General features: G+C 33.2%; 23 protein-coding genes and 1 pseudogene. 19 read left to right on the forward strand and 5 right to left on the reverse strand.

Features of this window, described 5'->3' with window-relative positions:
- A pseudogene (locus RVY88_RS03405) lies at positions 1-418 on the forward strand (hypothetical protein); the annotation flags it as partial.
- The gene (locus RVY88_RS03410; protein WP_251154024.1) at positions 415-729 is read left to right on the forward strand and encodes a hypothetical protein; all 315 of its coding nucleotides are present in this window, start codon (positions 415-417) and stop codon (positions 727-729) included. The pseudogene RVY88_RS03405 and the gene RVY88_RS03410, both read left to right, overlap by 4 nt.
- Before the next feature lie 406 nt (positions 730-1,135).
- Here the strand turns inward: RVY88_RS03410 and RVY88_RS03415 are convergent, their stop codons facing one another.
- Both RVY88_RS03415 and RVY88_RS03420 read right to left on the reverse strand, forming a co-directional pair.
- Complete coding sequence (locus RVY88_RS03415; RefSeq protein WP_317051262.1) at positions 1,136-1,306, reverse strand: hypothetical protein; 171 nt, start codon at positions 1,304-1,306, stop codon at positions 1,136-1,138.
- Between the two features lie 171 nt (positions 1,307-1,477).
- Positions 1,478-1,747, reverse strand: coding sequence for a hypothetical protein (locus RVY88_RS03420; protein WP_317051263.1), 270 nt, complete (start codon positions 1,745-1,747; stop codon positions 1,478-1,480).
- Positions 1,748-2,208: 461 nt separating this feature from the next.
- On the opposite strand from RVY88_RS03420, the gene RVY88_RS03425 reads away from it, so the two are divergent.
- The 16 genes from RVY88_RS03425 (at position 2,209) to hemC (ending at position 19,873) form a co-directional block, all read left to right on the forward strand.
- The gene (locus RVY88_RS03425; RefSeq protein WP_002849074.1) at positions 2,209-3,654 is read left to right on the forward strand and encodes an acetyl-CoA carboxylase subunit A; all 1,446 of its coding nucleotides are present in this window, start codon (positions 2,209-2,211) and stop codon (positions 3,652-3,654) included.
- Between the two features lie 6 nt (positions 3,655-3,660).
- Positions 3,661-3,897, forward strand: coding sequence for a hypothetical protein (locus RVY88_RS03430; RefSeq protein WP_002849076.1), 237 nt, complete (start codon positions 3,661-3,663; stop codon positions 3,895-3,897).
- Positions 3,884-4,600 (forward strand): arginyltransferase, encoded by a 717-nt coding sequence (locus RVY88_RS03435; RefSeq protein WP_162167591.1) that lies wholly within the window; start codon positions 3,884-3,886, stop codon positions 4,598-4,600. The genes RVY88_RS03430 and RVY88_RS03435 overlap by 14 nt, the downstream gene beginning before the upstream one ends.
- A 56-nt stretch (positions 4,601-4,656) precedes the next feature.
- Complete coding sequence (locus RVY88_RS03440; protein ID WP_011731910.1) at positions 4,657-5,481, forward strand: adenylosuccinate lyase; 825 nt, start codon at positions 4,657-4,659, stop codon at positions 5,479-5,481.
- Between the two features lie 44 nt (positions 5,482-5,525).
- Positions 5,526-6,299, forward strand: a complete 774-nt coding sequence (locus tag RVY88_RS03445; protein WP_011731911.1) for a pyridoxine 5'-phosphate synthase — start codon at positions 5,526-5,528, stop codon at positions 6,297-6,299.
- Positions 6,296-7,219: a 4-hydroxythreonine-4-phosphate dehydrogenase gene (pdxA, locus tag RVY88_RS03450; RefSeq protein WP_011731912.1), complete on the forward strand. Its 924-nt coding sequence runs from the start codon at positions 6,296-6,298 to the stop codon at positions 7,217-7,219. The genes RVY88_RS03445 and pdxA overlap by 4 nt, the downstream gene beginning before the upstream one ends.
- A gap of 134 nt (positions 7,220-7,353) precedes the next feature.
- Complete coding sequence (locus tag RVY88_RS03455; protein WP_202931007.1) at positions 7,354-8,835, forward strand: inorganic phosphate transporter; 1,482 nt, start codon at positions 7,354-7,356, stop codon at positions 8,833-8,835.
- 71 nt (positions 8,836-8,906) lie between these two features.
- Positions 8,907-11,750: a flagellin gene (locus RVY88_RS03460; RefSeq protein WP_002849083.1), complete on the forward strand. Its 2,844-nt coding sequence runs from the start codon at positions 8,907-8,909 to the stop codon at positions 11,748-11,750.
- A 130-nt stretch (positions 11,751-11,880) separates the two neighbouring features.
- Positions 11,881-13,959, forward strand: coding sequence for a DNA translocase FtsK 4TM domain-containing protein (locus RVY88_RS03465; protein WP_410494533.1), 2,079 nt, complete (start codon positions 11,881-11,883; stop codon positions 13,957-13,959).
- Between the two features lie 66 nt (positions 13,960-14,025).
- Complete coding sequence (locus tag RVY88_RS03470; protein WP_002849084.1) at positions 14,026-14,289, forward strand: DUF2018 family protein; 264 nt, start codon at positions 14,026-14,028, stop codon at positions 14,287-14,289.
- On the forward strand, positions 14,282-14,707 hold the full coding sequence (locus tag RVY88_RS03475; protein WP_002849086.1) for a hypothetical protein: 426 nt from the start codon (positions 14,282-14,284) through the stop codon (positions 14,705-14,707). The genes RVY88_RS03470 and RVY88_RS03475 overlap by 8 nt, the downstream gene beginning before the upstream one ends.
- Entirely contained in the window at positions 14,708-15,592 is an 885-nt protein-coding gene (locus RVY88_RS03480; protein ID WP_038453204.1) for a polyprenyl synthetase family protein, read from the forward strand.
- Complete coding sequence (gene hemA, locus RVY88_RS03485) at positions 15,592-16,860, forward strand: glutamyl-tRNA reductase (protein WP_002849091.1); 1,269 nt, start codon at positions 15,592-15,594, stop codon at positions 16,858-16,860. The genes RVY88_RS03480 and hemA overlap by 1 nt, the downstream gene beginning before the upstream one ends.
- Positions 16,857-18,560, forward strand: coding sequence for a proline--tRNA ligase (locus RVY88_RS03490; RefSeq protein WP_162167589.1), 1,704 nt, complete (start codon positions 16,857-16,859; stop codon positions 18,558-18,560). Before hemA ends, RVY88_RS03490 begins: the two co-directional genes overlap by 4 nt.
- Positions 18,557-18,949 carry an FxsA family protein gene (locus RVY88_RS03495; RefSeq protein WP_162167588.1) on the forward strand — a complete coding sequence of 131 codons (393 nt, stop codon included), beginning with the start codon at positions 18,557-18,559 and terminating at the stop codon, positions 18,947-18,949. The genes RVY88_RS03490 and RVY88_RS03495 overlap by 4 nt, the downstream gene beginning before the upstream one ends.
- A 12-nt stretch (positions 18,950-18,961) precedes the next feature.
- A complete protein-coding gene (hemC, locus tag RVY88_RS03500; RefSeq protein ID WP_011731915.1) occupies positions 18,962-19,873 on the forward strand; it encodes a hydroxymethylbilane synthase in 912 nt (303 codons plus the stop codon).
- A gap of 5 nt (positions 19,874-19,878) precedes the next feature.
- Here hemC and RVY88_RS03505 read toward each other — a convergent pair whose 3' ends face one another.
- Genes RVY88_RS03505 through RVY88_RS03515 form a run of 3 tightly spaced genes read right to left on the reverse strand, consistent with a single transcriptional unit; the run spans position 19,879 to position 22,786 of the window.
- Complete coding sequence (locus RVY88_RS03505) at positions 19,879-20,679, reverse strand: YihY family inner membrane protein (protein ID WP_002849097.1); 801 nt, start codon at positions 20,677-20,679, stop codon at positions 19,879-19,881.
- A 9-nt stretch (positions 20,680-20,688) separates the two neighbouring features.
- Complete coding sequence (locus RVY88_RS03510; RefSeq protein WP_065844507.1) at positions 20,689-22,068, reverse strand: FAD-linked oxidase C-terminal domain-containing protein; 1,380 nt, start codon at positions 22,066-22,068, stop codon at positions 20,689-20,691.
- A 1-nt stretch (position 22,069) separates the two neighbouring features.
- Positions 22,070-22,786, reverse strand: a complete 717-nt coding sequence (locus RVY88_RS03515; RefSeq protein ID WP_065844506.1) for a plasminogen-binding N-terminal domain-containing protein — start codon at positions 22,784-22,786, stop codon at positions 22,070-22,072.
- A gap of 747 nt (positions 22,787-23,533) precedes the next feature.
- Here RVY88_RS03515 and RVY88_RS03520 point away from each other — a divergent pair.
- Positions 23,534-24,700 carry a peptidoglycan DD-metalloendopeptidase family protein gene (locus RVY88_RS03520; RefSeq protein WP_162167386.1) on the forward strand — a complete coding sequence of 389 codons (1,167 nt, stop codon included), beginning with the start codon at positions 23,534-23,536 and terminating at the stop codon, positions 24,698-24,700.
- The last annotated feature ends 1 nt before the right edge of the window (position 24,701 follow it).

Here is a 24,701-nt window from a genome sequence, read left to right on the forward strand (position 1 = left end):
TAGAACCGAGCTAGTACCGGTGTGGATAAATGAAGAAGAGATTGATGGAGTAAAGATGAAAAATACAAGCCCGCTTAGCAAAGATGAAGTAGTAAAGCATATAGATAAAACTGGGGTTGAGAGAATTCTTGATTTTAAGGCAAGATATGGAAAACATGGGCTAAAAGATAGATTTGATAATAACGAAATATCAAAAAAAGATATTATTAAAGCTCTAAATTCTATAAACAAAGTAGCTCCAAATAAAAACAATGAAAAAATGCTTAACGCTATGAGTGATAACGGTATCTTTATGGTCTTTGACGGTGATAGAATAGTCACGGCATTTAAGCCAGATATTGACTATTTTAAACGAAATAGTATGACTTTAAAACAAGAGATAATAAAAAGTAATATTTTTACAAGGTGGTTTGAATGAGAAAGCTACGCTTATATATAGATGATAATGTTGAGTGGGGAATTTATGATCCAAATGTACAAATATATGATAAAAAATATATTGACAAAAAACGCTTGTACAAGTATCCCTTTGCAACTTTTAAAAGCAAAGCCGGGAAAATAATCCATTTTTTTGATATAGGAAAAATAACAGACGAGCTTTTAAATATAGCCAAAAAAGATGAACTGATGAGCGAGATCTGCGACTTTGAAGTCTTGCCAAACGGTCATAAATTTACTGGTACTTTTATAGACGCTTTAGAATATATCAAAGCAAATTTCGGCAAGTAAAATTTATAAGTTTATTTAGACTAAATATTAGGGGCGAAATATGACTATAATAGAAGCATTTAGCAAAACAAAAACATTGCAAAATCAAAATCGCAACGCAGTAGTTAAAATAGTGAAAAAAATTATAGTGGGTATGATGTTCAAATAGAGCCAGTAGAGCTTACTGTTATTAAAAACTCTTTAGAAATGATATCTCAAAATGCAAATAGCTTTATGGCGAATGTGAATGCAAAATATGGAAAATAATAGTGCGATTAATGTGAATTATATCGCATTTAGCTTAAACTAAATATATAAATGTTTTTAGAAATTTATATATTTTTAACTAGTTTTTAAAAGCTTTTCAATTTACGCAATACTTCCAAACTAAAGGCGTCAAACGCTCATTTAGAGCCTTTGATTATTGCTATAATTTCAAAGCCTTCTTAATATCGTTTAAGACCTTATTTCTTACATCTTTTGCAAGGTCTTCTTTAGCCCTTGCAAGCCCCGAGCTACTTATATAATTATTCAAACCATCTTCTAGGTAAGGCTGAGCCTTAGTGCCTGGATGATTTACTTGCTTACCAAAACACAACCCCGCTTTTTTATTTGCCAAAGCTTTTGCTTTTTTAACTCTGATAATATGCGGCTTTGTTCCAAAATGTACGAATTTAACATGTTTATCTATAAAAAGATTTGCTCTAAACTTTTTATGGGCTTATAGCGTCTTTAAAAGATACGCTAATGTTTTAAATAGGGTTGAAGACTAAGAGTCTTTTTTGTACTTATGGGGATTGAGTTTATAATCAAGCCAGATATAAAAAGGGAATAAAACGATGAAAGATATAAGTTGTACGTACATCTCTTCTATATTTGCTATTATACCAACAGCTAGAATTATCACAAAAATAATCCAAAGAAATTTTTTAATATCTTCCATTTTGATATCCTTTTTTATCATTATACCACATTTTAGGCTAAAAAATGGCAAATGATGATTTAAAAATATAATTGTGTAAATGACGGTAATTAGCATCACTACTATTTTAAATTTATATATCATAAATAGTATTTCACAATAATATCTTATATATTTTATTGACAATTGCCGTGCTTAAATGATTGAATATTTTAAAGGTACTTAACGTACAAACTTGTTTGCTAATGACAATTTTTGTGTTGAAATATGCTCGCTACTGCTAGTTCAAAATATATAATTATTAAATTTTGAATAGCAGTTTTGCAGCATCATTTTATGTTTTTGAGTATTTTCATAAATTTGAAAGAGCTGTTATAAACAGTAATTCTAAAACAAACGGCTCAAGATACTAATTAACTAAAATTATATTTTTTATATCTTTGGTCTGATATAAAATATTATATAAATTACTTGCAGTAACAATAAAGCAATTTTTAATTCCAAATAATAGAAATTTTTAGCTAAACGTAATGAAATTTAGCTATCATTATACGAAAGATTTTTACAAAGGTGAGTTGATGATACATAAGATTCTAATAGCCAACCGTGGCGAGATCGCTGTGCGTATAGTTAGGGCATGTAAAGATTTGCATATTAAAAATGTTGCGATTTATACAGAACCAGATCGTGAGTGCTTGCATGTAAAAGTGGCTGATGAAGCATATCAGATAGGCAAAGATCCTATAAAAGGTTATCTGGATTCTAAAAGGATAGTCGAAGTAGCCAAAGCATGCGGCGCAGACGCTATACATCCTGGATATGGATTTTTAAGCGAAAATTATGAATTTTCAAAAGAAGTAGAAGACGCAGGACTTATATTTATAGGACCGAACTCAGATATTATACGTAAAATGGGAAATAAAAATATAGCTAGATTTTTGATGAAGAAAAACGGTATTCCAGTGGTTCCTGGTACTGAGAAATTAAATAGCGAAACTATCGAAGCTATCAAAAATTACGCCGTTAGAATAGGTTACCCGGTTATACTAAAAGCAAGCGGCGGAGGCGGTGGACGCGGAATTCGTGTTGTATGGAAAGAAGATGAGTTAGAAAGTAGCTACGAAAGCTGCAAAAGAGAAGCTAAGGCTTTTTTCAATAACGATGAAGTTTTCATGGAAAAATATATCGAAAAACCACGCCATATCGAGTTTCAAATTTTAGGTGATAATTATGGAAATTTAATTCATCTTTGCGAAAGAGACTGTTCTATTCAGCGTCGTCACCAAAAAGTTATCGAGATAGCTCCTTGTCCAACTATTAGCGAAGACTTAAGAAAAAGAATGGGAGTCGCAGCAGTCGCAGCAGCAAAAGCCGTTGGATATACAAACGCCGGCACTATCGAGTTTTTATTAGATGATTATAACAACTTTTATTTTATGGAAATGAATACTCGTATCCAAGTTGAACACGGTGTTACCGAGGAGATAACCGGAGTTGATCTTATAAGTCGTCAGATAAGAATCGCTGCTGGAGAGATACTAGATATCGAACAAAACGAAGTAAGACCTCAAGGAGTATCGATAGAAGCTAGAATTACCGCTGAAAATGTTTGGAAGAACTTTGCGCCGAGTCCGGGAAGAATCACCGGATATTTTCCGGCTTTAGGTCCTGGAGTAAGAGTTGATAGTCATATGTATCAAGACTATGTTATTCCGCCTTTTTATGATTCGTTAGTAGCAAAACTGATAGTAAAAGGTACAAGTTATGATCTAGCCGTAAGTAAGCTAGAGCGTGCTTTGGATGAGTTTAAAATAGAAGGAGTTAGAACAACTCTTCCTTTTTTATTAGCTATTTCAAAACGACGTCATTTTAGACGTGGATTTTTTGATACTAGCTATATCGAAGAGCGTCTTCAAGATATTTTGGAAAATACTCAAGATCATCATCAAGAAAATAAAGAAGAGGTAATAGCCGCCATCGCTGCAGCTATTAAAAAAGTAAAAGAAGATAGAGCTAAGGAGTAGACCAAAGTGAATGATTTTTTCGATAGTTTAAAAAATATTAAAAACGAGCTTGTAAAAGAGCAAAAAAGTCAAGAGATTAAAGTTCCTAAAAAACCAAAACCAAATCCAAATAGAGATGAATTTAAAGATATTTTTGCTGAACCAAACGAGATAGAAATGCCTGATGCAAAAGAGCATAGATTAAAAGATGAGTTTTTAGAGTTTATAAAGCACTCGGACGTAAAAAAGCTTGAGAGAGATTGATTTTTGTACTTTAGATACACTTTGCCCATATCTAGAAGACAGAAACTCAAGGACTATGTATAGATATGTTTCACAGTGTAGTTTTGATTATAATTCAAATTTAGTAAAGCATGGATATAGACGGTTTGGAAGCTATTTTTCCAAACCGATTTGCGATGGTTGCGATGAATGTAAAAGCATACGTATAGATGCATTTAATTTCAAATTTACAAAAAGCCACAGACGCATAATCAATAAAAACTCCAACACGAAAATAGTAGTTTCAAAGCCGTATATCAGCCAAAGGCATATTGATTTATATGAAAAATATCATAAATTTATGCATGAAAAGCGAGGCTGGGAGTATTATAACCTTGATTTTATACGTTATTATAGTGTATATGTAGAAGGAGCCGGAGATTTTGGATATGAGATTGACTATTTTGTTAATGATGAGCTTGTGTGCGTTGATCTTGTAGATATCGTAGATGATGGAATAAGCTCTATTTACTGTTACTGGGATATTGATTTTGCCCATCTTAGCTTAGGTAAATTTTCGCTTTTAAATCAAATAACAATAGCTCTGAAAAATGATTTGCGATGGATATATTTAGGATTTTATGTAAAAGATTGTGCTAGTTTAGCTTATAAAGGCGAATACAAACCATATGAAACTTTAAAAACATATTGTGATATAGACGAAAAACCGATTTGGGAATTTTAATTGGAACGAACTTTGCTTAATTTTTTGCAAATAGCTAAAATATTGTGAGGTTTGATATGCAAATTACCCAGACTTTAGAATCAATAACGATAACAACCGATGATTGTGATCTATTTTTAAATTTGAGTAATAAAATCAGGCAGAGTTTTGCTAATGCAATAGGAAATAGGGACAAAGTTATAATTTTTTATAACGAAAATGAGCTTGTTCAGCGTAAATATTTTCTAAAACTTATCGGAAAAATTTACGCAAATAGCGTTGGAAAAGGTATAGACTTTTTGCTAACGCATCATAAAAACATAAAACTTGTTTATAAGAAGCCCAATTCACTTCAAATTTTAATAAATGTTGATGTTAAATTTGAAAATAGCAGAGTCGTTCTTGATCTTAAAAATAGCGAAGAGTTATTTACTAAATATCTTATTAGGGGTTTAGGAGATACTCGCCATGAGTATTTTGAGTCAAAAAATATCTTGGTTATCAGTCCAAAAACAACCGAAGATGTTGAGCTTTTGGATAATATATTAAATTTCAGAGAGCATCTTAAGTATATTGTAAATTTTAATTATGATAAAAAAGCTTACGATGAGTTTAAAAAAAGAGCGAAAATTTTAACTTCAAAAGCTTATATAAGAAGATTTTCTATGCTCGCAAATCTTTTAGAAGAGCATTTTGAAACTCTTGGATGTAAGGCTACGGACGACTTTGAGACTGTTAGGACTAATTATTTAAATCTTACAAAAGTTTATCATCCAGACAAACATGCCGGCAAACCAAATGAAGTACAAAAAAGTTATATAGACAAATTCCAAAAAATCGGACTTGCGTACGAAGCGCTAAAACCATACTTTAAAGAGCAAAAAAGCTTTATAAGTGCTTAAATAATTTTGATGTATAATTTACACTAAATTTCAAAGGATTATCTATGAAACTTGGTGTAAATATAGATCATGTAGCTGTTTTAAGAGAAGCTAGAGCGGTAAATGATCCACAAATTATTCATGCTATGTTTGAGGCTGTGAGCGGCGGAGCCGATCAGATCACTATACATTTAAGAGAAGATCGTCGTCATATAAATGAAGATGATGTTAAAAATATTATAAATTTAAGCCCGATTCCAGTAAATTTAGAATGCTCGATCAATAGTGAGATTATAGATATCGTGTGCGAATTAAAACCTCATAGAGCAACTATAGTTCCTGAAAAAAGAGAAGAATTAACGACTGAGGGAGGATTAAGTTTAGACTCGTTAAATTTAAAAAACGTCATATCAAAATTAAATGATAACGATATTAAGGTTTCGCTTTTTATAAATCCTAAAAAAAACGATGTAATCATGTCTAAAGAGCTTGGAGCTACTTGCGTGGAGCTTCATACCGGAGCTTATGCAAACACGTTTTTGATGTTAAACTCAAATTTAAATCATACAAAATACAAAATTGATAATCTAAATTTAAAAAGAGGCGAGTTGGAAATACTGTTAAATTCGGAATTAACAAGGATAAAAGAAGCTGCTAATATAAGTACAAATCTTGGTTTAGAAGTTGCTGCAGGGCATGGGCTTAATTATCAAAATGTGACTGCTATATCTTCTATAAAAGATATATTTGAGTTAAACATAGGACAAAGCATAGTTGCGAAAAGTGTTTTTGTAGGGCTAAAAAACGCCGTTAAAGAGATGATGGAGCTTGTAAAATGAGTTTGCCAAAGATTGCAATAAGCGTGGGCGATATAAACGGTGTTGGAATAGAAATAGCTCTAAAATCTCACGATGAGATAAAAAATATCTGCTCTCCTATATATTTTATAAACAATGAACTTTTAAATAGCGCTGCGAATATACTTAAATTTACCGTTCCTAATGATTTTGAGATTTTTGAATGCGGCAGTAGTTTTAATATAAAACCGGGTCGCGTGAGTAAAAAAAGCGGCAAATTTTCATTCGTAAGTTTTGAAAATGCTATTTTATATACTCAAAATAAGCGCGCGCAAGCTCTTGTTACCATGCCTATAAATAAAGAGTCTTGGAAAAAAGCCGGAGTTCCATATGTCGGGCATACGGACGCTCTTGGTAAATATTTTGGTAAGAATGCTATTATGATGCTTGGCTGCGAAGAGCTGTTTGTTGCTTTATATACGGATCATTTGGCCTTAAAAGATGTTAGTGCTAAGATAAAAGCTAAGAATTTGGCTCTATTTTTGGTTGATTTTTACAACTCTTCTAAATTTGAAAATATAGGAGTTTTGGGATTTAATCCCCATGCAAGCGATAATGAAACCATAGGTGGCAAAGAAGAAAAAGAGATAATAAAAGCTATAAAGTCGGCAAATAATCGTTTAAAAAAAGAGGTTTTTACAGGACCGCTTGTGCCGGACGCCGCATTTACAAAAAGCTCTTTAAAGCGATGTAATAGGCTAGTAAGTATGTATCACGACGTAGGTCTTGCTCCGTTAAAAGCTTTGTATTTTGATAAATCTATAAACGTAAGCTTAAATTTGCCCATAGTTCGTACTAGTGTTGATCACGGTACTGCTTTTGATATAGCGTATAAAGGAAAAGCCGAAACTAAAAGCTATATAGAAGCCATTAAATTTGCTATAAAATTGTGTGATTATTAGTTTAAATTTAAGAACAAATAAGAACAAAGTAGTTATAATTATAAAAAATCATTTGGAGGTGTTTTTTGTCTAAGGATAATAGGGATAATCTTTTTGCACTCATATTTTTTATAATATCAGTTGTTGCTTTTTTTATGTGGGGTTATAATTATATACATAGTAATCATCTTTTACTTTTTATATTAGCTAGTATTTTTGGTCTATTTATGGCGTTTAATATAGGTGGAAATGACGTTGCAAATTCATTTGGTACTAGCGTAGGAGCAAAGACTCTTACATTAAAACAAGCTTTGATTATAGCTGCGGTATTTGAGCTAAGCGGAGCTGTATTTGCCGGAGCTGAGGTTACAAATACTATTAGAAGCGGTATTGTTTCATTGCCAAGAGGTGATGTAAATCCTATGGTTTTTGTTATTATCATGATTTCAGCGCTATTTAGTTCTGGTGCGTGGCTTTTTATAGCTACTAAAAAAGGACTTCCAGTATCAACTACTCACTCTATAGTAGGCGGCATAGTCGGTGCTGGTATGATGATGGGATTTATATATTACAACGGTTCTAAAACTTTCGATATGGTTCAGTGGGGCGAAATAGGCAGAATAGCGTTAAGCTGGGTGATATCTCCTGTTATGGGCGGAGTTATGGCTTATCTGATTTTTGGATATATAAAATCAAAAATTATTATTCCTTCTTCTAGAATTCAAAGTGAGATAAAATCTTTAAAAAGAGCTAGAAAGACATATAAAGACCAATACATAAAAGAGTTATCGAACAAAAGCGAAGCCGAGCAGATAAAAGAGCTAAGACGCATAGCTATCATCGATGAAGATGAGTGTGAAGGTGAAAATTGTGATTTTAGAGATAAGATAAAAGCTATGAAAGAGCAAGAAAAAAATATAGACGGTATGGTATTTATGCGTACGCATATCCCTATGGTTGCTGGAGTTGCTGCTATGATCATAGCCGGAAGTATGCTATTTAAAGGTCTTAAGCATATGGATTTTAATCTAAGTATTATACAGACTATTTGGATTATATTTGTTATAGGTATTGCGGCTTATTTGGCTAGTTTTGCTATAGTAAATTTGATGAAGAAAGATAATCCGCAAAAAGGTATAAATAGAATATTTGGCTGGTTCCAAATTTTTACCGCTTCATCTTTTGCTTTTTCTCACGGTGCAAACGATATAGCAAATGCGGTTGGACCGTTTGCTGCTATTTTAGATGTTTTGAAAAATAATACAATAAACGAAACTACTCCTATACCAGGTATCGCTATGGCTACTTTTGGTATAGCTCTTGTTGTTGGGCTTTGGTTCTTAGGTAAAGAAGTTATAGCTACAGTCGGTACAAAGCTTGCAGAGATACTTCCTACAACTGGATTTAGTGCAGAGCTTGCAGCTAGTATAGTTATACTCATAGCTACAAAAATGGGACTTCCTATAAGCTCTACTCATGTTTTGATAGGTGCGGTTTTAGGTATCGGCGTGTATAATAGAAATGCGAATTGGGGAATGCTCAAACCTATTGGCTTAGCATGGATCATAACACTTCCTATATCGATGATAGGATCGGCTATAGGATTTTTGGTTATCAAAAATATCATGGGTCTATAAATTTTAAAACATACTCTCAAATGGAACTTAAATTGCTTATTTATAATTCAAATCCATTTGGGAGCTAAATCATGAGAATTACAAATCAGCTTATAAACTTCAATAATCTTTCTAACTATCAAGCAAGCGCAAAAAGCATTTATGATATAAACCAAAGATATGATAGTGGATTAAAAATTCAAAATTCATACGATAATAGCAGTATTTACGTAGATGGAACCAGACTTGAATATGAGATAAATTTACTTGATCAAGTAAAGCAAACTAGCACAAAAGCTACTGAATTTTCTAAAAACTCTGATAAGGCTCTAAATGATTTTGTTTCTAAACTAACTGAGTTTAAAACCAAACTTATACAAGCAGGTAACGATATACATAATGAAACCTCAAGAAATGCGATTGCTAATGACCTAGAAGGTTTAAAAAAACATCTTATAGATATAGCAAATAGCTCTATAAACGGCCAGTTTCTGTTTTCTGGAACCGCTCTTGATACAAAACCTATCGATAGCGCCGGAAACTATCACGGTAACAATCAGTTGATAAATGCAGCCATAGGAGCCAACCAAACTACTGCTTATAATATAGATGGACAGACTCTATTTTTAGGTAAGGATAACGATTATAAAAAGATACTTACTACAAATGTTAGTTTGATAGATAATAAAACAAAATTAACTAGCGATGCAACAAATTATCTTAATGCTGCAAATAAGATATTGGATTTAATAGGTGGAAATTATCGTTCAGAAGAGCTGGTCGCACAAATAGGCAAAATGAATCCGGAGCTTGATTTTGCTGATCCTGCTGCGCTAGCCGATACTACGTTTTATATGCAAGGCAGAAAGCCTAACGGCGAAACTTTTAGTACCAAATTTAAAGTTACTGCAGATTCTAGTATTCAAAATTTATTAGATAATATAGGATACGCGCTCGGTAATGATAAAAACGGTAAAAACAACGTTGTTAGCGTTGCTATAAATAACAGTGGTCAAATAGAAGTAACTGATCTTAAAAGTGGAAATCAAATGACCGAACTTCATCTATTTGGGCTTACCGACGTGCGAGGACCAGAGACTTTTAAAGTCGGCGATAGAGATATAGTCATTGATCCTGCTACTCATACGGATTTTAGAGTCACTACAGAAAAAAGAACCGTTGGCGGCGTTTCTACCGATGTTTTGATCGTAGATAGTGTAAATCCAGCCGGAAACAAATATGAGATAACACAAGTCGCAGGCGGAGATTTGTCTATTCAACAAGTCGATAAAACTACCGGAGCAAATATAGGAGCCGCTACAAATGTAACTCCTGTGGCCGGAAAACTTGTTTTAAATCCTGCTGATTTAACCGGAGGTATAACCGCAGCTGATTTTAGAGCTTATGATCCAGCGAATATAGAAGCATTGTCAGATAGAGGCGCTAGAGATGAAAATGGCAACTGGGTTTCTTCGGCAAATTTAACGGATACTAAAACAATTACCCAAAATGTTGAGAAGGGAAATGTATATTTAACTGAATTTATAAAAAGCGGCTTTGAAGACGTATTAGGAAATAAAAGCGACGCCATAGACTACAATAAACTTCAATTTGAAAAAACAGACAATAAATTATCAAGCAACGTCTCTCAAGTAATAAAAGGCACAAATGAGTATGCTACAAACTCTACAAAGCTAAGTGCCGTTGCCGGTCAAGCTTTGCAAGCTAATCCAAATAGCAATATAACTATGAATATAAAGTCAAAAGACGGAACAAATTATGAAGTAAAACTAAATTTTACAGATACAAACTCGAATACTACCGAAAGATATCCTACTATCACAGTAACTCCGCTAGACGATAACTGGGAGAAGCCAGCTACTGCTACTCCTGTATATTATGGAAATGTATATTCTGGTAAATATAACGAAGCCACAAAAACTACCGATGGAGTTATAACTCCGGCTGATGATATGACTTATCAACAATTAAATGATATAGTATCTATGGTAGCAGCTGGAAATCTTCCAAGCGGACAACCAAATACTAATGTTATTGCAAACATTGATACGGCTTCTAGAAATACGTATGCCGATGCAAATGCTTTGAAAACAGCTTTAAAAAACGGTGTTACCGATGTTCAAGCTCAAGGAATTATAGATAGAGTAGTAGATGCTTCTGGTATCGCTTATCCTATAGATTTTACTGCTAATGGCAACGCTCTAAGAGATATAAAAGACGCTATATTAGGCGATCAAGACTACGTTACATCAAGATATAATGAGTACAATACGGCTATTAAAAGTGCAAGCAGTACGATAAATACTACTTTGGATTATCGTGGGAATATGGTTGTTACAGATAAAACAGCTTCAAAAACAGATATAGAAGTTACTCTTTTTGAAGACCGAGGCAGAGGAAATATTGAATTTACCGATATGTATAAAAGAGACGCAGCCGGAAATATAGAATTAGATGCTGCAGGAAATAGAATAATAGATACCTATCAATCAACCACCGGTTCGTTATTTAGTTTTACTTCAAATAATGCTATTGCTATAGATGAGCCAAGTGTTGATATATTTAAAGATTTAGATGATATGATACAATCTGTTAGAGATGGCAGTTATAGAGGAGATCCAGATGCTAGTGATCCTCGAACTACCGGTATCCAAGGTGCTTTGAAAAAAATAGATCACTTGATGGATCACATAAATAAACAACACACCCAAATCGGTTCGTATACAAACTCTTTAACGGCTACTGGTGATCGCGCTACTATCCTTAAAGTCAATGTATCTTCTGTAAAGTCTGAGATAATGGAAGCAGATATCGGAGAGACGTATCTTATGTTTCAGCAAAGACTTATGGCGTATCAAGCTATGCTCCAAGCTACTGCAAAAACAAGTCAGATAAGTCTGTTAAACTATATATAAATTTAGTTTTGCTATAATAAAGCTAAATTTACTCAAGGACTTTGATATTTTAAGAGAAAGTTTGCTTATTATAAGCGTTTGTATTTTAATATTTTTTGGAGTTGCGACTATCGTTCCAAATGCCTCCTTTGTGGGGACATTTGGTAATATTTTAGGTAGTTTTAATTATAAATTATTCGGTTTTTTGGCTTATATTTACCCATTTTTACTTCTTTATCCGGCTATTTTGAACTACAAGAATTTTAAGAAATTTAATATTAAACTTTTAGGAAATATAATCGGCGCATTGCTTCTGTTTTTTGCTATTTTGTTGCTTATTTCAATGTTTGATAAGAGTTACGGAGGAGCTATAGGAGCGTTTTGTATAGAAGCTTTAAGATCTGTTATAGGAAGTGTCGGAAGTGCTGTTTTTATATTAATGATATTTTTTATATCATTTGGACTTGTTTTTGATGATAGACTTGATATCGTTCTTAAAAAAGCTTTTGTTGATAGGGTATCTGCTTCGGATAATTTAAATTTAAAAGCGCATTATATTCCTAAAAAACAGAAAAATGATGTAAAAAAAATCGAGGTTGATCTTGCTATAAATAGTAAAATTATAGACGATAAACTAGGAATTAAAAATGATGTAAGCAGTCTTGAGCCAACTGAAAATATCATAGATATTAAAGAAGCAAATAGTTTAAAAGACGACAATAATACAAATCCTATGACTACTATAGGCGGTGTCGAGATATTAAATGAAGTAGCTGAAAATAGAGAGCTTTTAAATCAGATAGAAAAAGGTAAAGTAGAAAAACCAAAAGATTTTAAGCTGCCTCCTCTTAGTTTTTTAAATGATCCTCCTAAACGCTCAAAAAATATAAATGAATCCGAAATTGATCAAAAAATTGCTGATTTGTTAGATAAATTGCGTCGTTTTAAGATAGATGGAGATGTTGTTAGGACGTATTCAGGACCTGTCGTGACTACATTTGAGTTTAAACCAGCAGCTCATGTAAAGGTTAGTAAAATTTTAACTTTGCAAGACGATCTTGCTATGGCTCTTAAAGCTCAAACTATACGTATTCAAGCGCCTATTCCTGGAAAAGATGTAGTAGGTATAGAAATACCAAATAAAAATATAGAAACAATCTATCTAAAAGAGATTTTAGAAAGCGACATTTATAAAAATGCTAAAAGCGAACTTACTTTGGCTCTTGGCAAGGATATAGTCGGAGATCCTTTTATAACTGATTTGAAAAAACTCCCCCATCTTCTTATCGCAGGAACTACTGGAAGCGGAAAAAGCGTGGGAATAAACGCTATGCTTTTAAGCCTGCTTTATAGAAACTCTCCAAAAACCTTACGCCTTATAATGATAGATCCCAAAATGCTTGAGTTTAGTATGTATAATGATATCCCTCATCTATTAACTCCTGTTATAACTGAGCCTAAAAAAGCTATTTCTGTACTCTCAAATTTAGTTGCAGAGATGGAGAGACGCTATAAAATAATGAGTGAAACAAAAACAAAAAATATAGAAACATATAATGAAAAAATAAAAAAAGATGGCGGCGAAACATTGCCGTTTATCGTTGTTATCATCGATGAACTTGCGGATCTTATGATGACGAGCGGAAAAGAAGTTGAGTTTCATATCGGACGCCTTGCCCAAATGGCAAGAGCTAGCGGAATTCATCTCATTGTAGCTACCCAGCGCCCAAGCGTAGATGTAGTAACAGGACTCATAAAAGCAAATTTACCAAGCCGTATAAGTTATAGAGTAGGGCAGAAAATAGATAGTAAAGTTATACTTGACCAAATGGGTGCCGAGAGTTTGTTAGGACGCGGCGATATGCTTTTTACACCTCCTGGAAGTCCTGGTATAGTGCGTTTGCACGCTCCATTTGCTAGTGAAAAAGAGATAGAAGAAATAGTGGACTTCTTGAAAGAACAGCAAGACGTCGTATATGAGGAGAGTTTTTTAAAAGATGAGTCTAGCGCTGTTGGATCTAGTGAAAATGGATTAAATACAGGCGAAACAGACGAGTTATATGAAGAAGCAAAAAGTATTATTTTAAGTGAAGAAAAGACATCTATAAGTTATCTTCAAAGACGTTTAAAAATAGGATACAACAGAGCCGCGAGCATAATCGAACAGCTTGAAATAGCAGGAGTTCTAACGCCTGTAAATGCTAAGGGTCAAAGGGATATTATAAGATGAAATTTAATCAGCTTTTTACATATTTTGTTATACAATTAAGCTTTATTTTAGATTAAGGATATTAAATTGAGTTTTGAAGATGATATTTTTGGCGGTGATCCTAAGGATAAGTTTTTTGATATAATTTTTAATGCAAATAGAAATTTAGTGGAAAACGAATTAGAAAAAGTTCTTATTGAGCTTGCTATTTTACGTGAATTAGCTGAGCAAAAAGGTATATCCGATATGGATATAAAGTCATTTGAAGCGTTAAATACTGACGTTGTGCAAGACGGATTAAATGATATTTATATAGGTGTAACAGGCGAAATTCTAAGTCAAAATGAGTAAAATATCTCTATTTTTGATTATAGGTATTTTTTTAAATTTAAATGCCGCTGCTCCTAAATTTGAGTATGTAAAACAGTTTGAGCTGAAAAAAGATGAGAAAGCTTGGATTATATATACCGATAGAAAAGACGGTACAAAAGATATTTTCGAGTTTTCATGGACTTTATATGATAATACAAATATGGTTTTGCATACTAAATTTAGAAATTATCCTCGCCAGATAATGCTTAGTCTTAGGCGTGGGTTGGAGCTTTATAAACAAATTATATTAGCTAATACTAGATTAGAAAAACAAGATGAGGTTGCTTTGTATCTTGAGTTTGCCGAGTTCAAAAAAGGAATAGCTGTTTTTAAAGCTTATACATATGATAATGCAAAGCGTATAGAAGTCGAATATAAGCCAGATAAAGGGGATTAGATGGAGAGGATTGATGATATCTTAAAAGAGTTTGTAGATTCACTAAATTACCCTCTTGCTAGTGAGATGTTTAGCCAAGTAAGCTCAGGAAAAAAGCTAAGAAGCAAGCTTATATTAAAAATAGCAGGAGCGAGTGAAGCTAGTTTTAAGCTAAGTAGCGTCGTAGAGATTATTCATTTAGCAAGTTTGCTTCATGATGATGTGATAGATGACTCTTTAATAAGACGAGGAAAACCTAGCATAAATGCAATATTCGGTACAAAAAATTCTATAATGTTAGGTGATATTCTTTATTCTAAAGGTTTTAACGAGATAGTTAAATTCGACATGAAAATAGCAGATATTATCTCGGATGCCGTTTGCAAGCTAAGTATCGGTGAGCTTATGGATGTAGAACTTGGTAGCTCTTTTAATGCAGATAAAGAAAAGTATCTGAAAATGATATATTTTAAAACTGCGGTTCTCATAGAAGCTGCTGCAAAATCTGCTGCAATTTTAGCTGGCTTTGATGAGCAAAAATACGGCGATTATGGTAAAAATCTTGGATTGGCATTTCAAATAGTAGACGATATACTTGATATAACAAGCGATGAAAAGACACTAGGAAAACCTGCTATGAATGATTTTAAAGAGGGGAAAACCACTCTTCCATATATTTATCTATATGAAAAATTAGAAAATGAAGATAAAGCGATTTTAAAAAATTTATTTAAAAAAGAGCTTGACGATGATGAAATTTTATGGATTAAATCTAAATTTAAAGAGTTTGATATTATAAATTTAAGTATAAAAAAAGCAAAAGATTTTGGTGCTAAAGCTATAGAAAGTTCACAAAATACTGAACTTAAAATGATAGTTTCTAGTATGATAGATAGGGATTTTTAATGCATTATGTAAGTATTAGTTTTACTCATAAAAATACAGATATCGGAGTTAGAGAAAAACTCTCTTTTAGTGATAATAATAGACGAAGGGAAATTTTGCGTCTTATAGGAGCAAATGATAGTATTGCCGAGTCTATGGCGCTTAGTACTTGTAACAGAGTGGAGATATTTGCTTATGTTTTAGACACGCAAAGTTCTATTAGACATATTTTAAACTCTATTTCTATCCTTACTTTGGTACCGTTTGAAGCTTTAGAATTAAGAGCTGATATATATGAAGATCAAGGTGCTATACACCATCTTTTTGCCGTTGCAAGTTCTCTTGATAGCTTAGTAGTGGGTGAAACTCAAATAGCAGGACAGTTGAAAGAGGCTTTTAAATTTGCATATGATAATGAGGATTGCGGTGTAAATATCAGCAGCGCTATGCATTTCGCTTTTAAATGCGCAGCTGAAGTTAGAGCATTAACTACTATTAGTAAAAATCCAGTTTCGGTTTCAAGCGTAGCCGTAGCTAAAGCTAAAGAAATTTATGGCAATATAGGTGGTATGAGCGCAGTAGTCATAGGCGCTGGAGAGATGAGTCGTTTAGCAGCCCAGCATCTTATAAACGCGGAAGTAAATGTTATAATTATAAACAGAGATGAGATAAAAGCGCAAACTTTAGCAAAAGAGCTAGGCGAGTTAGCGAGTTATGCTAGTTTTGATAAGCTTAGCGAATATATTAATAGATATAGGCTTATTTTTAGTGCTACTGGTGCTCCTAATGCTATAATTACTAATGAGATAATAGAACAAAAAGATTTCCATAGATATTTTTTTGATATAGCGGTTCCTAGAGATATAGATATAGAAGAAGACGAGTATATACATGTTTATGCAGTAGATGATCTTGAAGAGATAGTAAGAACAAATTTAGCTCTAAGAGAGGAGCAAGCAAGTATCGCTTACTCTATAGTCGGCAAATCCACAACTTCATTTTTCAAATGGAGACTTTCTGAAGGAAGTACTCCAGCTATTAAAGCTTTGCGTTTAAAAGCTAAAGATATTGCCTGTAAAGAGATAGAAAAAGCGGTAAAAAAAGGGTATTTAAAGTGTAGTGATCAAGATGAGGCAAGTAAGCTCGTACACCAGGTTTTTAAAGCTTTTTTACATACGCCTAGTGTGCGCTTGAAAGAGAAAAATAGTGATGATATACTAAAAGCACTCGAATATTTATTTGACATAAAAATACAAAAAGATGAGAATTTAGAAGGGAATTTAAAGTGAAATTTACAAAATTATATGTACCTACTACAAAAGAAGCTCCAAAAGACGCTACTTTACCTAGTCATCAGTTTCTTATAAGAGCCGGATTTGTAGCGCAGATAGGAAGCGGACTATATAACTTTTTGCCTCTTGGAAAGAGAGTTTTAAGAAAAGTTGAAAATATCGTAAGAGATGAAATGGACAAAGCAGGAGCAAATGAAGTAGCTTTAAGCTTTGTGGTTCCCGGTGAGCTTTGGAAGCAAAGCCGGAGATATTTTAAATTCGGAAAAGAGCTTTTGCGCCTAAAAGATAGAAAAGACAACGATTTTTTACTAGCTCCGACTCACGAAGAATCTATAGTGGATCTAGTGCGCGATAAAGTCACTAGTTACAAGCAACTGCCGCTTCATTTATACCAAATAGGACTTAAATTTAGAGATGAGGCAAGACCTAGATTTGGACTTTTGAGATGTCGTGAGTTTATAATGAAAGACGGTTATAGTTTTCATGCAAGTGAAGCTGATCTAAAGCGTGAGTTTGATCTTATGGAGACAACCTACACTAAGATATTTAGTCGTTTGGGGCTGAATTTCCGCGCCGTTGAAGCTGATAGTGGAGCTATCGGAGGAAGTGGTAGCAAAGAATTTATGGTGCTAGCAAAAAACGGCGAAGACGATATCTTGATAAGTGACGCTTCAAACTACGCGGCAAATATAGAAGCCGCAAAAAGAGCAAAAAGAGTTTGCAAGGCTGAGCGACCTCAGAGCAACTCTATGCAGAAATTTTTTACTCCTGGTTGCTCTAGCATAGCTAAAGTTGCCGAGTTTTTTAAGGTAGATCCGTTTTATACTATAAAAGCCGTGATGAAAAAGGCTATCTATGAAGATAGCGAAAAAATAGTAGTATTTTTCGTGCGTGGAGACGACGAGCTTCAAGAAGTAAAAGCTTGCAATGCTTGCTCCGCTCTTGAGCTAAGCGACGCTAGCGAAGAAGAAGTTATAGCCGCAGGGTTAGTTCCTGGATACTGCGGTCCAGTCGGACTTCATGAAAATATAGATTTTTATATAGATAATGAATTAGAAAATGAAAAAGAGATGATATGCGGCGCAAATGAAAAGGATTATCACGCTATTGGAGTAAATATTATAAATTTCAATAAAGATAGATTTAAGGATCTAGCAGAAGTCAAAGCCGGAGACAAAGCGCTTTACGGTGGAGTTTTATCTGTCACTAAAGGCATAGAAGTAGGGCATATATTCCAACTTGGAGTAAGATATTCTGAGACCATGGGTGCTACATTTTTAGATGAAAACGGTAAATCAAAACCGTTTTTTATGGGTTGCTATGGTATAGGCGTAAGCAGACTTGTAGCTGTTATGGTAGAAGCCAGTCATGATGAAAAAGGCTGCATTTGGAAAAAAGAGTGCGCTCCTTTTATGGTGCATATAATAGTTTCAAATATCAAAGACACCGAGCAGATGCAATTTGCTCTAAATTTAGAATCCAATCTAGAAAGTAGCGGGGTCGAAGTTTTGCTTGATGATAGAAACGAAAGATTTGGCGTGAAAATGGCGGACTTTGAGCTTATAGGCGTACCTTTTGGCGTGGTCGTTGGTAAAGGTTTGCAAAACGCAGAAGTTGAGTTTATAAAAAGAGACGGGCTAGAAAAAGTTAAAGTAAGCTCAGATGAGATATTAGGTAAATTAAAAGAGATAATATGATAAAAATTTCTCTATTTCCGTATTTTGTTATCGAGATTGTCTGTGTTTTTATTTATATTATAAATTATGGATTTTTAAATTTTTTAGGTGAAGTTTTTCTTAGTGGAATTATAGGGATAATACTTATATTTAGTTATGGATTTTTAAATTTATACTCTAATATAGTTAGTATAAATTTAAAAGATATATTTGGCTCTATGGGGATTGCGTTTGGCGGAATGCTACTTATAGTGCCTGGTATTTTGAGTGATATTTTTGCTGTTTTTATCATAGTTATATCTTTAATACTAAAGATATTTGTTAGGTTTAGTACTAATATTTATAACGATAATGATAGGTTTAGGGATGATATAATAGATGTTGAGATAATAGATGAAAATAAGAGATGAAAAGGATAAGAAATGAATATCAAAATAGCAAGTAGAAATAGCGCTCTTGCGCTTTGGCAAACTCATCATATAAGAGATTTATTGATTGCTCAAGGTCATAGCGTTGAGATAATTACTATGAAGACAAAAGGCGATGTTATCCTTGATACTCCGCTCGCAAAGATAGGCGGCAAAGGGCTTTTTACAAAAGAGCTTGAAAACTCTATGCTTGAAGGTAGTGCAGATATAGCGGTTCATAGCTTAAAAGATGTTCCAACTACTTTTCCAGATGGATTAAAACTGGCTTGCGTGTGCAGTAGAGAAGACGTGAGAGACGCGATGCTTAGCATGAAGTACAAAAATTTGGATGAATTACCACAAGGTGCCAAAGTAGGAACAACTTCGCTTCGTAGAAAAATGCAGATTTTAGCTCATAGGGCTGATCTTGATATCATATCTCTTAGAGGAAATGTAAACTCACGAATAGCTAAGCTTAAAAATGGCGAGTTTGACGCTATTATTTTGGCTATGGCTGGAATTAATCGATTAAATCTTTCTAAGGAAGTTAAATTTACATCAGCTATAGATACAATTCCTGCTATGGGACAAGGAGCTTTAGGAATCGAGGCTATAGATAAAAAAGAAATTTTGGATGCTATCGAGTTTTTAAATGATGAAAAAAGCGTAGTTGAAACTACTATAGAGAGAGATTTCGTGCATACGTTAAACGGAGGATGTCAAGCGCCGATCGGAATAAATGCAAAATTAAAAGGCGACAAGATAGAAGTTGAGGCGATATTGGGTCTTGTAGATGGAAGCGAAATTCTAAGAGATAGCAAAACTTATCCGAAATTAGCATATAAAATAGCCGGTAAAAATTTTGCTGATGAGTTCATAGCGCGCGGCGCAAAAGAGCTTTTAAAGAGGGCAGAAGAGATGGTTTAGATAAGCTAGATAACTGGCTTATCTCTACTTAATCCATCTAAGGCTACGCATAGTTTTATACCATATAAAAATATAATCCACGAAATATATATCCAAATAAAGAAAAATAATAGTATCGAAAATGATCCGTATATACTAGAGTATGTTTTATTATAGAAGCTATATCCTACAAATATCCACTTTGATATGGACCATGCAAGCGAACTGGCAAAAGAGCTGATCAATATATTTTTTATAGAAAAATCTCTATTTATAGATATGAGATAAGTTACTGCAAATATAGCCCAGATAATTATATATGGAAATATAGCTAAGAAGTTTATACCGCTTGTATATTCGCTTTGGCTAAGCATTGTTTGGATTAAATTTGAGAGCCAAAACGACATTCCAAGACCAAGAGGCATAAGAGTTATCAAAGTCCAGTAGTTACTAAGACTTCTCCAAAATCCACGACTTTTAGCTCCTGTTAATTTTGAAATAACAAATTCATAGTCGCTAAAAAACATTATACTGGTAAAAAATACCGCTATAAGACCTATTATACCAAGGCTACTTGAATTAGATAAAAACTGATCTATATATTCAGTTATGCTTTGACTAGGAAGTAAATTTGAAAATATAAAATCTTTAATCTTAGCGTAATAACCGCTAAAACTAGGGAGTTGTGTAAAGATAGATAGAGATATAAACAAAACAGGAATGATGGATAAAAGAGTGTGAAAACTAAGACTTGCAGCAAAATGTAAAAGCTGTTTATCTTCTAACACTTTATAGATCAGTACTAGTTTTTCCCATATTTTACGCATGAAATTTCTTTAAAGTCCCATTTTATTTGGGTTTAAGATATTATTTGGATCAAATGCTTTTTTTATAGTTCTAAAAAGGTTCATCTCTTCAGAACTAAATGCAAGACCCATAAAAGGTGCTTTGCTAAGTCCTATACCGTGCTCTCCAGATAAAGTTCCTCCAAGCTCGACGGTAGCTTTAAAAATTTCAGTTATAGCTTCGTGACCTCTTTTTACCGCGTCAGGGTCGTCACGATCTACCATAACATTTGTATGTACGTTTCCATCTCCGGTATGACCAAAACATGGTGTAGTAACGCCGTATTTTTGAGAAATTTCAGCTATTTTTTCGAGTAAATTCGGAAGTTCGGATCTAGGAACAGTTATATCTTCATTGAGTTTTAAACTACCATAACATGTGATAGCTTGAGAGCAGTTGCGCCTTGCAAGCCATATATCAGCAGATTCGTTTTCATCTTTTGCTACTCTAAACTCAGTTGCGCCGTTTTGCTCAAAAACGTTTTTGATGATCTCTAGCTCGCTATCTAAAACATCTAAATTTGATCCATCGACATCGCTTATAAGGATAGCCCCGGCCGATATAGGCAGACCTTTTTTAAATTTTGTTTCGACTGCTTTTATGCTAAGATTATCCAAAAACTCCATAGCTACAGGAGTTACTCCTGCTGCCATAGTTTTATAAACAGCATTCATAGCGGCATTTACGTTAGGAAATACTCCCATTGCGGTTTTTTTAAATTTAGGTTTTGCAATGAGTTTTAATGTGATTTGTGTGATAACGGCTAAACTTCCTTCGCTTGCTATGAGAATTCCTGCGATATTATACCCTGCAACATCTTTTATAGTGCGTTTTCCGGCTCTTATAATATCTCCGTTTGGCAACACAGCTCTTAAAGCCATAACATAGTCTTTGGTTATACCATATTTTGCAGCACGCATACCGCCTGCATTTTCGCTCACGTTTCCGCCTATTGTACTGTAATTTTCACTAGCAGGATCTGGCGGATAGAAAAGTCCTACTTCTTCTACTGCTTTTTGTAGTTTCATATTTATAAGTCCGGGTTCTACGACTGCTACCATATTTTGCATATCTATTTCTAATATTTTATTCATATGTTTTTCAAATGACAAAACGACTCCGCCGCTCGCTGCTAAAGCTCCGCCGGTAAATCCGCTTCCAGCGCCTCTTGGGACTATAACGATTTTGTTTTCATTGCAGTATTTTAGTATATTGCTTACATCTGTTTCATCTCGTGGAAATAGCACTCCATCAGGCTCAAAACGCTTTTTTGTAGCATCATAGCAGTAGGCTATTTGATGAGCTTTATCAAATTTAGCATTATCTTCACCTAGAAGCTTTTCAAAATATTTTATATGTTTAGCATCCATTTTAGTTTCCTAAAAGTCTTTTATAGTATTCGTCATAGTTGTTTATTTTTGCGCCATCAAGTTTCCAAAATATAGTATCTATGCCTTTAACTCTTGTATAAAATGGAAGCTGGTAATAATCCACACTTCCGCTTTTGAACTTTTTAAGCACGGCAAAACTACCGCAATCAGCAAACACGGCTTCGTTATCTAATGCTACAAATATAAGCCCTGCCGCACTTTGAGCGCACATTTTACGAAAGTCGTCTCTGCTTGGATTTGGTTTGTATTCGTAGTTTAGATATGCTCCTACAATGTCTGGATGTATAAAAGTGATATTTTTAAAGTTGTCTGTTATCTCTTTGTAAATTTCTTTATTTGGAACTACTATTAGAGATCTGTCATATAAGAAATTTAAGACTATTTCATCTCCTGCAGACGGTAAAATCTTTGGTATCGGAAGTGCTTGCTGTTTTAAAGAGTCAAATACTTCAAACCTAACTTTAGCAAAACCGTATTTTTTTTCGGTGACTACTGCTCTAGCAATTATTGATTTGCTGCCATCTTTGAATTTATGCATAACAACGCCGCTACTATTGACAACGATATCTGGACTATCTGTTATCTCGCCGATACCATCATGAACGTTTAAAAGCAGACTATAGTTGGTTTTCATATTAAACTCAGCACCAAAAACAAAACTGCATAGTAATAAAAGCATAATTGCAATTTTTTTCAAAAGTATCTCCTATATGGGCAAAAATTTAAAATCATTATAGCTAATTTTTTTTGAATTTTTGCAAACGAGAAGTTTTGGAGATAAAACTTTTAGATCCGTATTTTTTGGATAATGAATTATAATCTTAAATTTTTAAGATAAATATATCAAAAAATAATAAGGAAATAAATGAAAGCTATAGATAATAATGCAACGAAAAATATGTTTAAGTATATTAGGATCTATAAAATTTATGCGAAAACAATGAAGCTATTTTATCTGCTTTTGCAAATAAAGATGGATTTATTGACAATCGTATAATAATATTGAGTATAAAATTACAAATAGGTTTTTTTAAATTAAGTAACTTTAGCATAATTAAACAGCTTGCAGATTAAAAAAGCTTTTGAAACTGCATATAAATATAATAAAAAGGTGTTGATAACATTAGATATCAAAATGCAAATATCGCTTTAAACAAAGGTGATACTTTTTATAATAATAGATTACCTTATATAGACTGGATTACTTTTTTGCAAAACCCAAATATCCATAAAAACTATATATTTAAAAGTGCCTTTAGAGATAAAATATAAATTTATATCTAAATTTAAAAACTTTATCCTGCGTTTAACTATATATTTTGCTTAAAATTATTTTAATACTATATAAATTATAGCGAAAATAATATGATATTTTTTGATAAATAGAAGCATTATGTAAGTAAGATTACGATACAATTACAAGATTTTATTTTAAGGCGATTTTATGATCAAAAAAATAATACTATTTTTATTTATCACTATAAATTTATACGCTATCAAGCCTAGTGTTGAGGAGCTAACATGGCCAAATGGCGAGAGTTTTTTAACATTTTTAGAAAATAATAAAATACCATTATCTTTATATTATAACCTGGAAAAAGAAGATCAAGAGCTAGCTACTGAGATAACAAGCGGCACGAGATTTCAAATTTTAAGAGATGAAAATGATAGAGTTTCACAAGTTCTTATACCTATAAGTGAAGAGTTGCAAATTCATATTCATAAAGATATAGTTGAAAAGTATGTTATTGATTTTATACCGATAATATATGAAAACGAAGATAGAATTCTTAGTATCGATGTGCAAAGATCACCATATCAAGATATCATAGAACATAGCGGAAATGTTGCTTTAGCGAGTGCTTTTTTAAACGCCTTTAAAGGAAGTGTAGATTATAAAGGGCTTAAAAAGGGTGATAAATTAGTCATTATATATACTCAAAAAAGACGGTTAGGAAGAGTTTTTGGTATGCCAAATATCAAAGCTGCTATGATAGAAATAAGAGGAAATGCTAAATATGTTTATCAGTATGATGATAGATTTTACGATGAAACCGGAAAAGAGCTTGAAAATTTCTTTTTGATAAAACCTGTCAAAAATGCTAGAATAAGCTCAAGATTTACTCCAAAAAGATGGCATCCGATCTTAAAAAGATATAGGGCTCATTTGGGGATTGACTACGCTGCTCCAAAAGGCACGAAAATATATGCTGCGGGAGATGGACGAATATCATTCGTAGGGCAAAAAGGCGGTTACGGAAATGTAATTATGTTAAATCATACAGATAATTATATGACCCTTTATGCTCATTTAAACGGTTTTGCAAGCGGTGTTAAAAGCGGTAAAAGGATAAAAAAGGGTGATGTCATAGCCTATGTGGGAAGTACCGGTATGAGTACAGGTCCGCACCTGCATTTTGGACTTTATAAAAACAATCAAGCTATCAATCCAGAATCAGTGGTAAAAATAACAAAAAGTAGCCTAAGTGGCACACAGAAAAAAGAGTTTAGTGCGCTTGTTGGCGGTATAAACAGAGATTTTGAAGTTAGTTTAAATGCCCATACAAATGCTCCAAAAGAAGAGGGATTTGATAGCGTAATCGCATTTTAGG

It is taken from the genome of Campylobacter sp. TJR-1 (assembly GCF_032840035.1).
Classification (GTDB): domain Bacteria; phylum Campylobacterota; class Campylobacteria; order Campylobacterales; family Campylobacteraceae; genus Campylobacter; species Campylobacter fetus.

Coding starts and splice junctions, on each gene's coding strand:
- RVY88_RS03410 (WP_251154024.1), top strand. CDS start 415: ATGAGAAAGCTACGCTTATATATAGATGATAATGTTGAGTGGGGAATT.
- RVY88_RS03420 (WP_317051263.1), bottom strand. CDS start 1,747: ATGCTAATTACCGTCATTTACACAATTATATTTTTAAATCATCATTTG.
- RVY88_RS03425 (WP_002849074.1), top strand. CDS start 2,209: ATGATACATAAGATTCTAATAGCCAACCGTGGCGAGATCGCTGTGCGT.
- RVY88_RS03440 (WP_011731910.1), top strand. CDS start 4,657: ATGCAAATTACCCAGACTTTAGAATCAATAACGATAACAACCGATGAT.
- RVY88_RS03445 (WP_011731911.1), top strand. CDS start 5,526: ATGAAACTTGGTGTAAATATAGATCATGTAGCTGTTTTAAGAGAAGCT.
- pdxA (WP_011731912.1), top strand. CDS start 6,296: ATGAGTTTGCCAAAGATTGCAATAAGCGTGGGCGATATAAACGGTGTT.
- RVY88_RS03455 (WP_202931007.1), top strand. CDS start 7,354: ATGTGGGGTTATAATTATATACATAGTAATCATCTTTTACTTTTTATA.
- RVY88_RS03460 (WP_002849083.1), top strand. CDS start 8,907: ATGAGAATTACAAATCAGCTTATAAACTTCAATAATCTTTCTAACTAT.
- RVY88_RS03475 (WP_002849086.1), top strand. CDS start 14,282: ATGAGTAAAATATCTCTATTTTTGATTATAGGTATTTTTTTAAATTTA.
- RVY88_RS03480 (WP_038453204.1), top strand. CDS start 14,708: ATGGAGAGGATTGATGATATCTTAAAAGAGTTTGTAGATTCACTAAAT.
- hemA (WP_002849091.1), top strand. CDS start 15,592: ATGCATTATGTAAGTATTAGTTTTACTCATAAAAATACAGATATCGGA.
- RVY88_RS03495 (WP_162167588.1), top strand. CDS start 18,557: ATGATAAAAATTTCTCTATTTCCGTATTTTGTTATCGAGATTGTCTGT.
- hemC (WP_011731915.1), top strand. CDS start 18,962: ATGAATATCAAAATAGCAAGTAGAAATAGCGCTCTTGCGCTTTGGCAA.
- RVY88_RS03505 (WP_002849097.1), bottom strand. CDS start 20,679: ATGCGTAAAATATGGGAAAAACTAGTACTGATCTATAAAGTGTTAGAA.
- RVY88_RS03510 (WP_065844507.1), bottom strand. CDS start 22,068: ATGGATGCTAAACATATAAAATATTTTGAAAAGCTTCTAGGTGAAGAT.
- RVY88_RS03520 (WP_162167386.1), top strand. CDS start 23,534: ATGATCAAAAAAATAATACTATTTTTATTTATCACTATAAATTTATAC.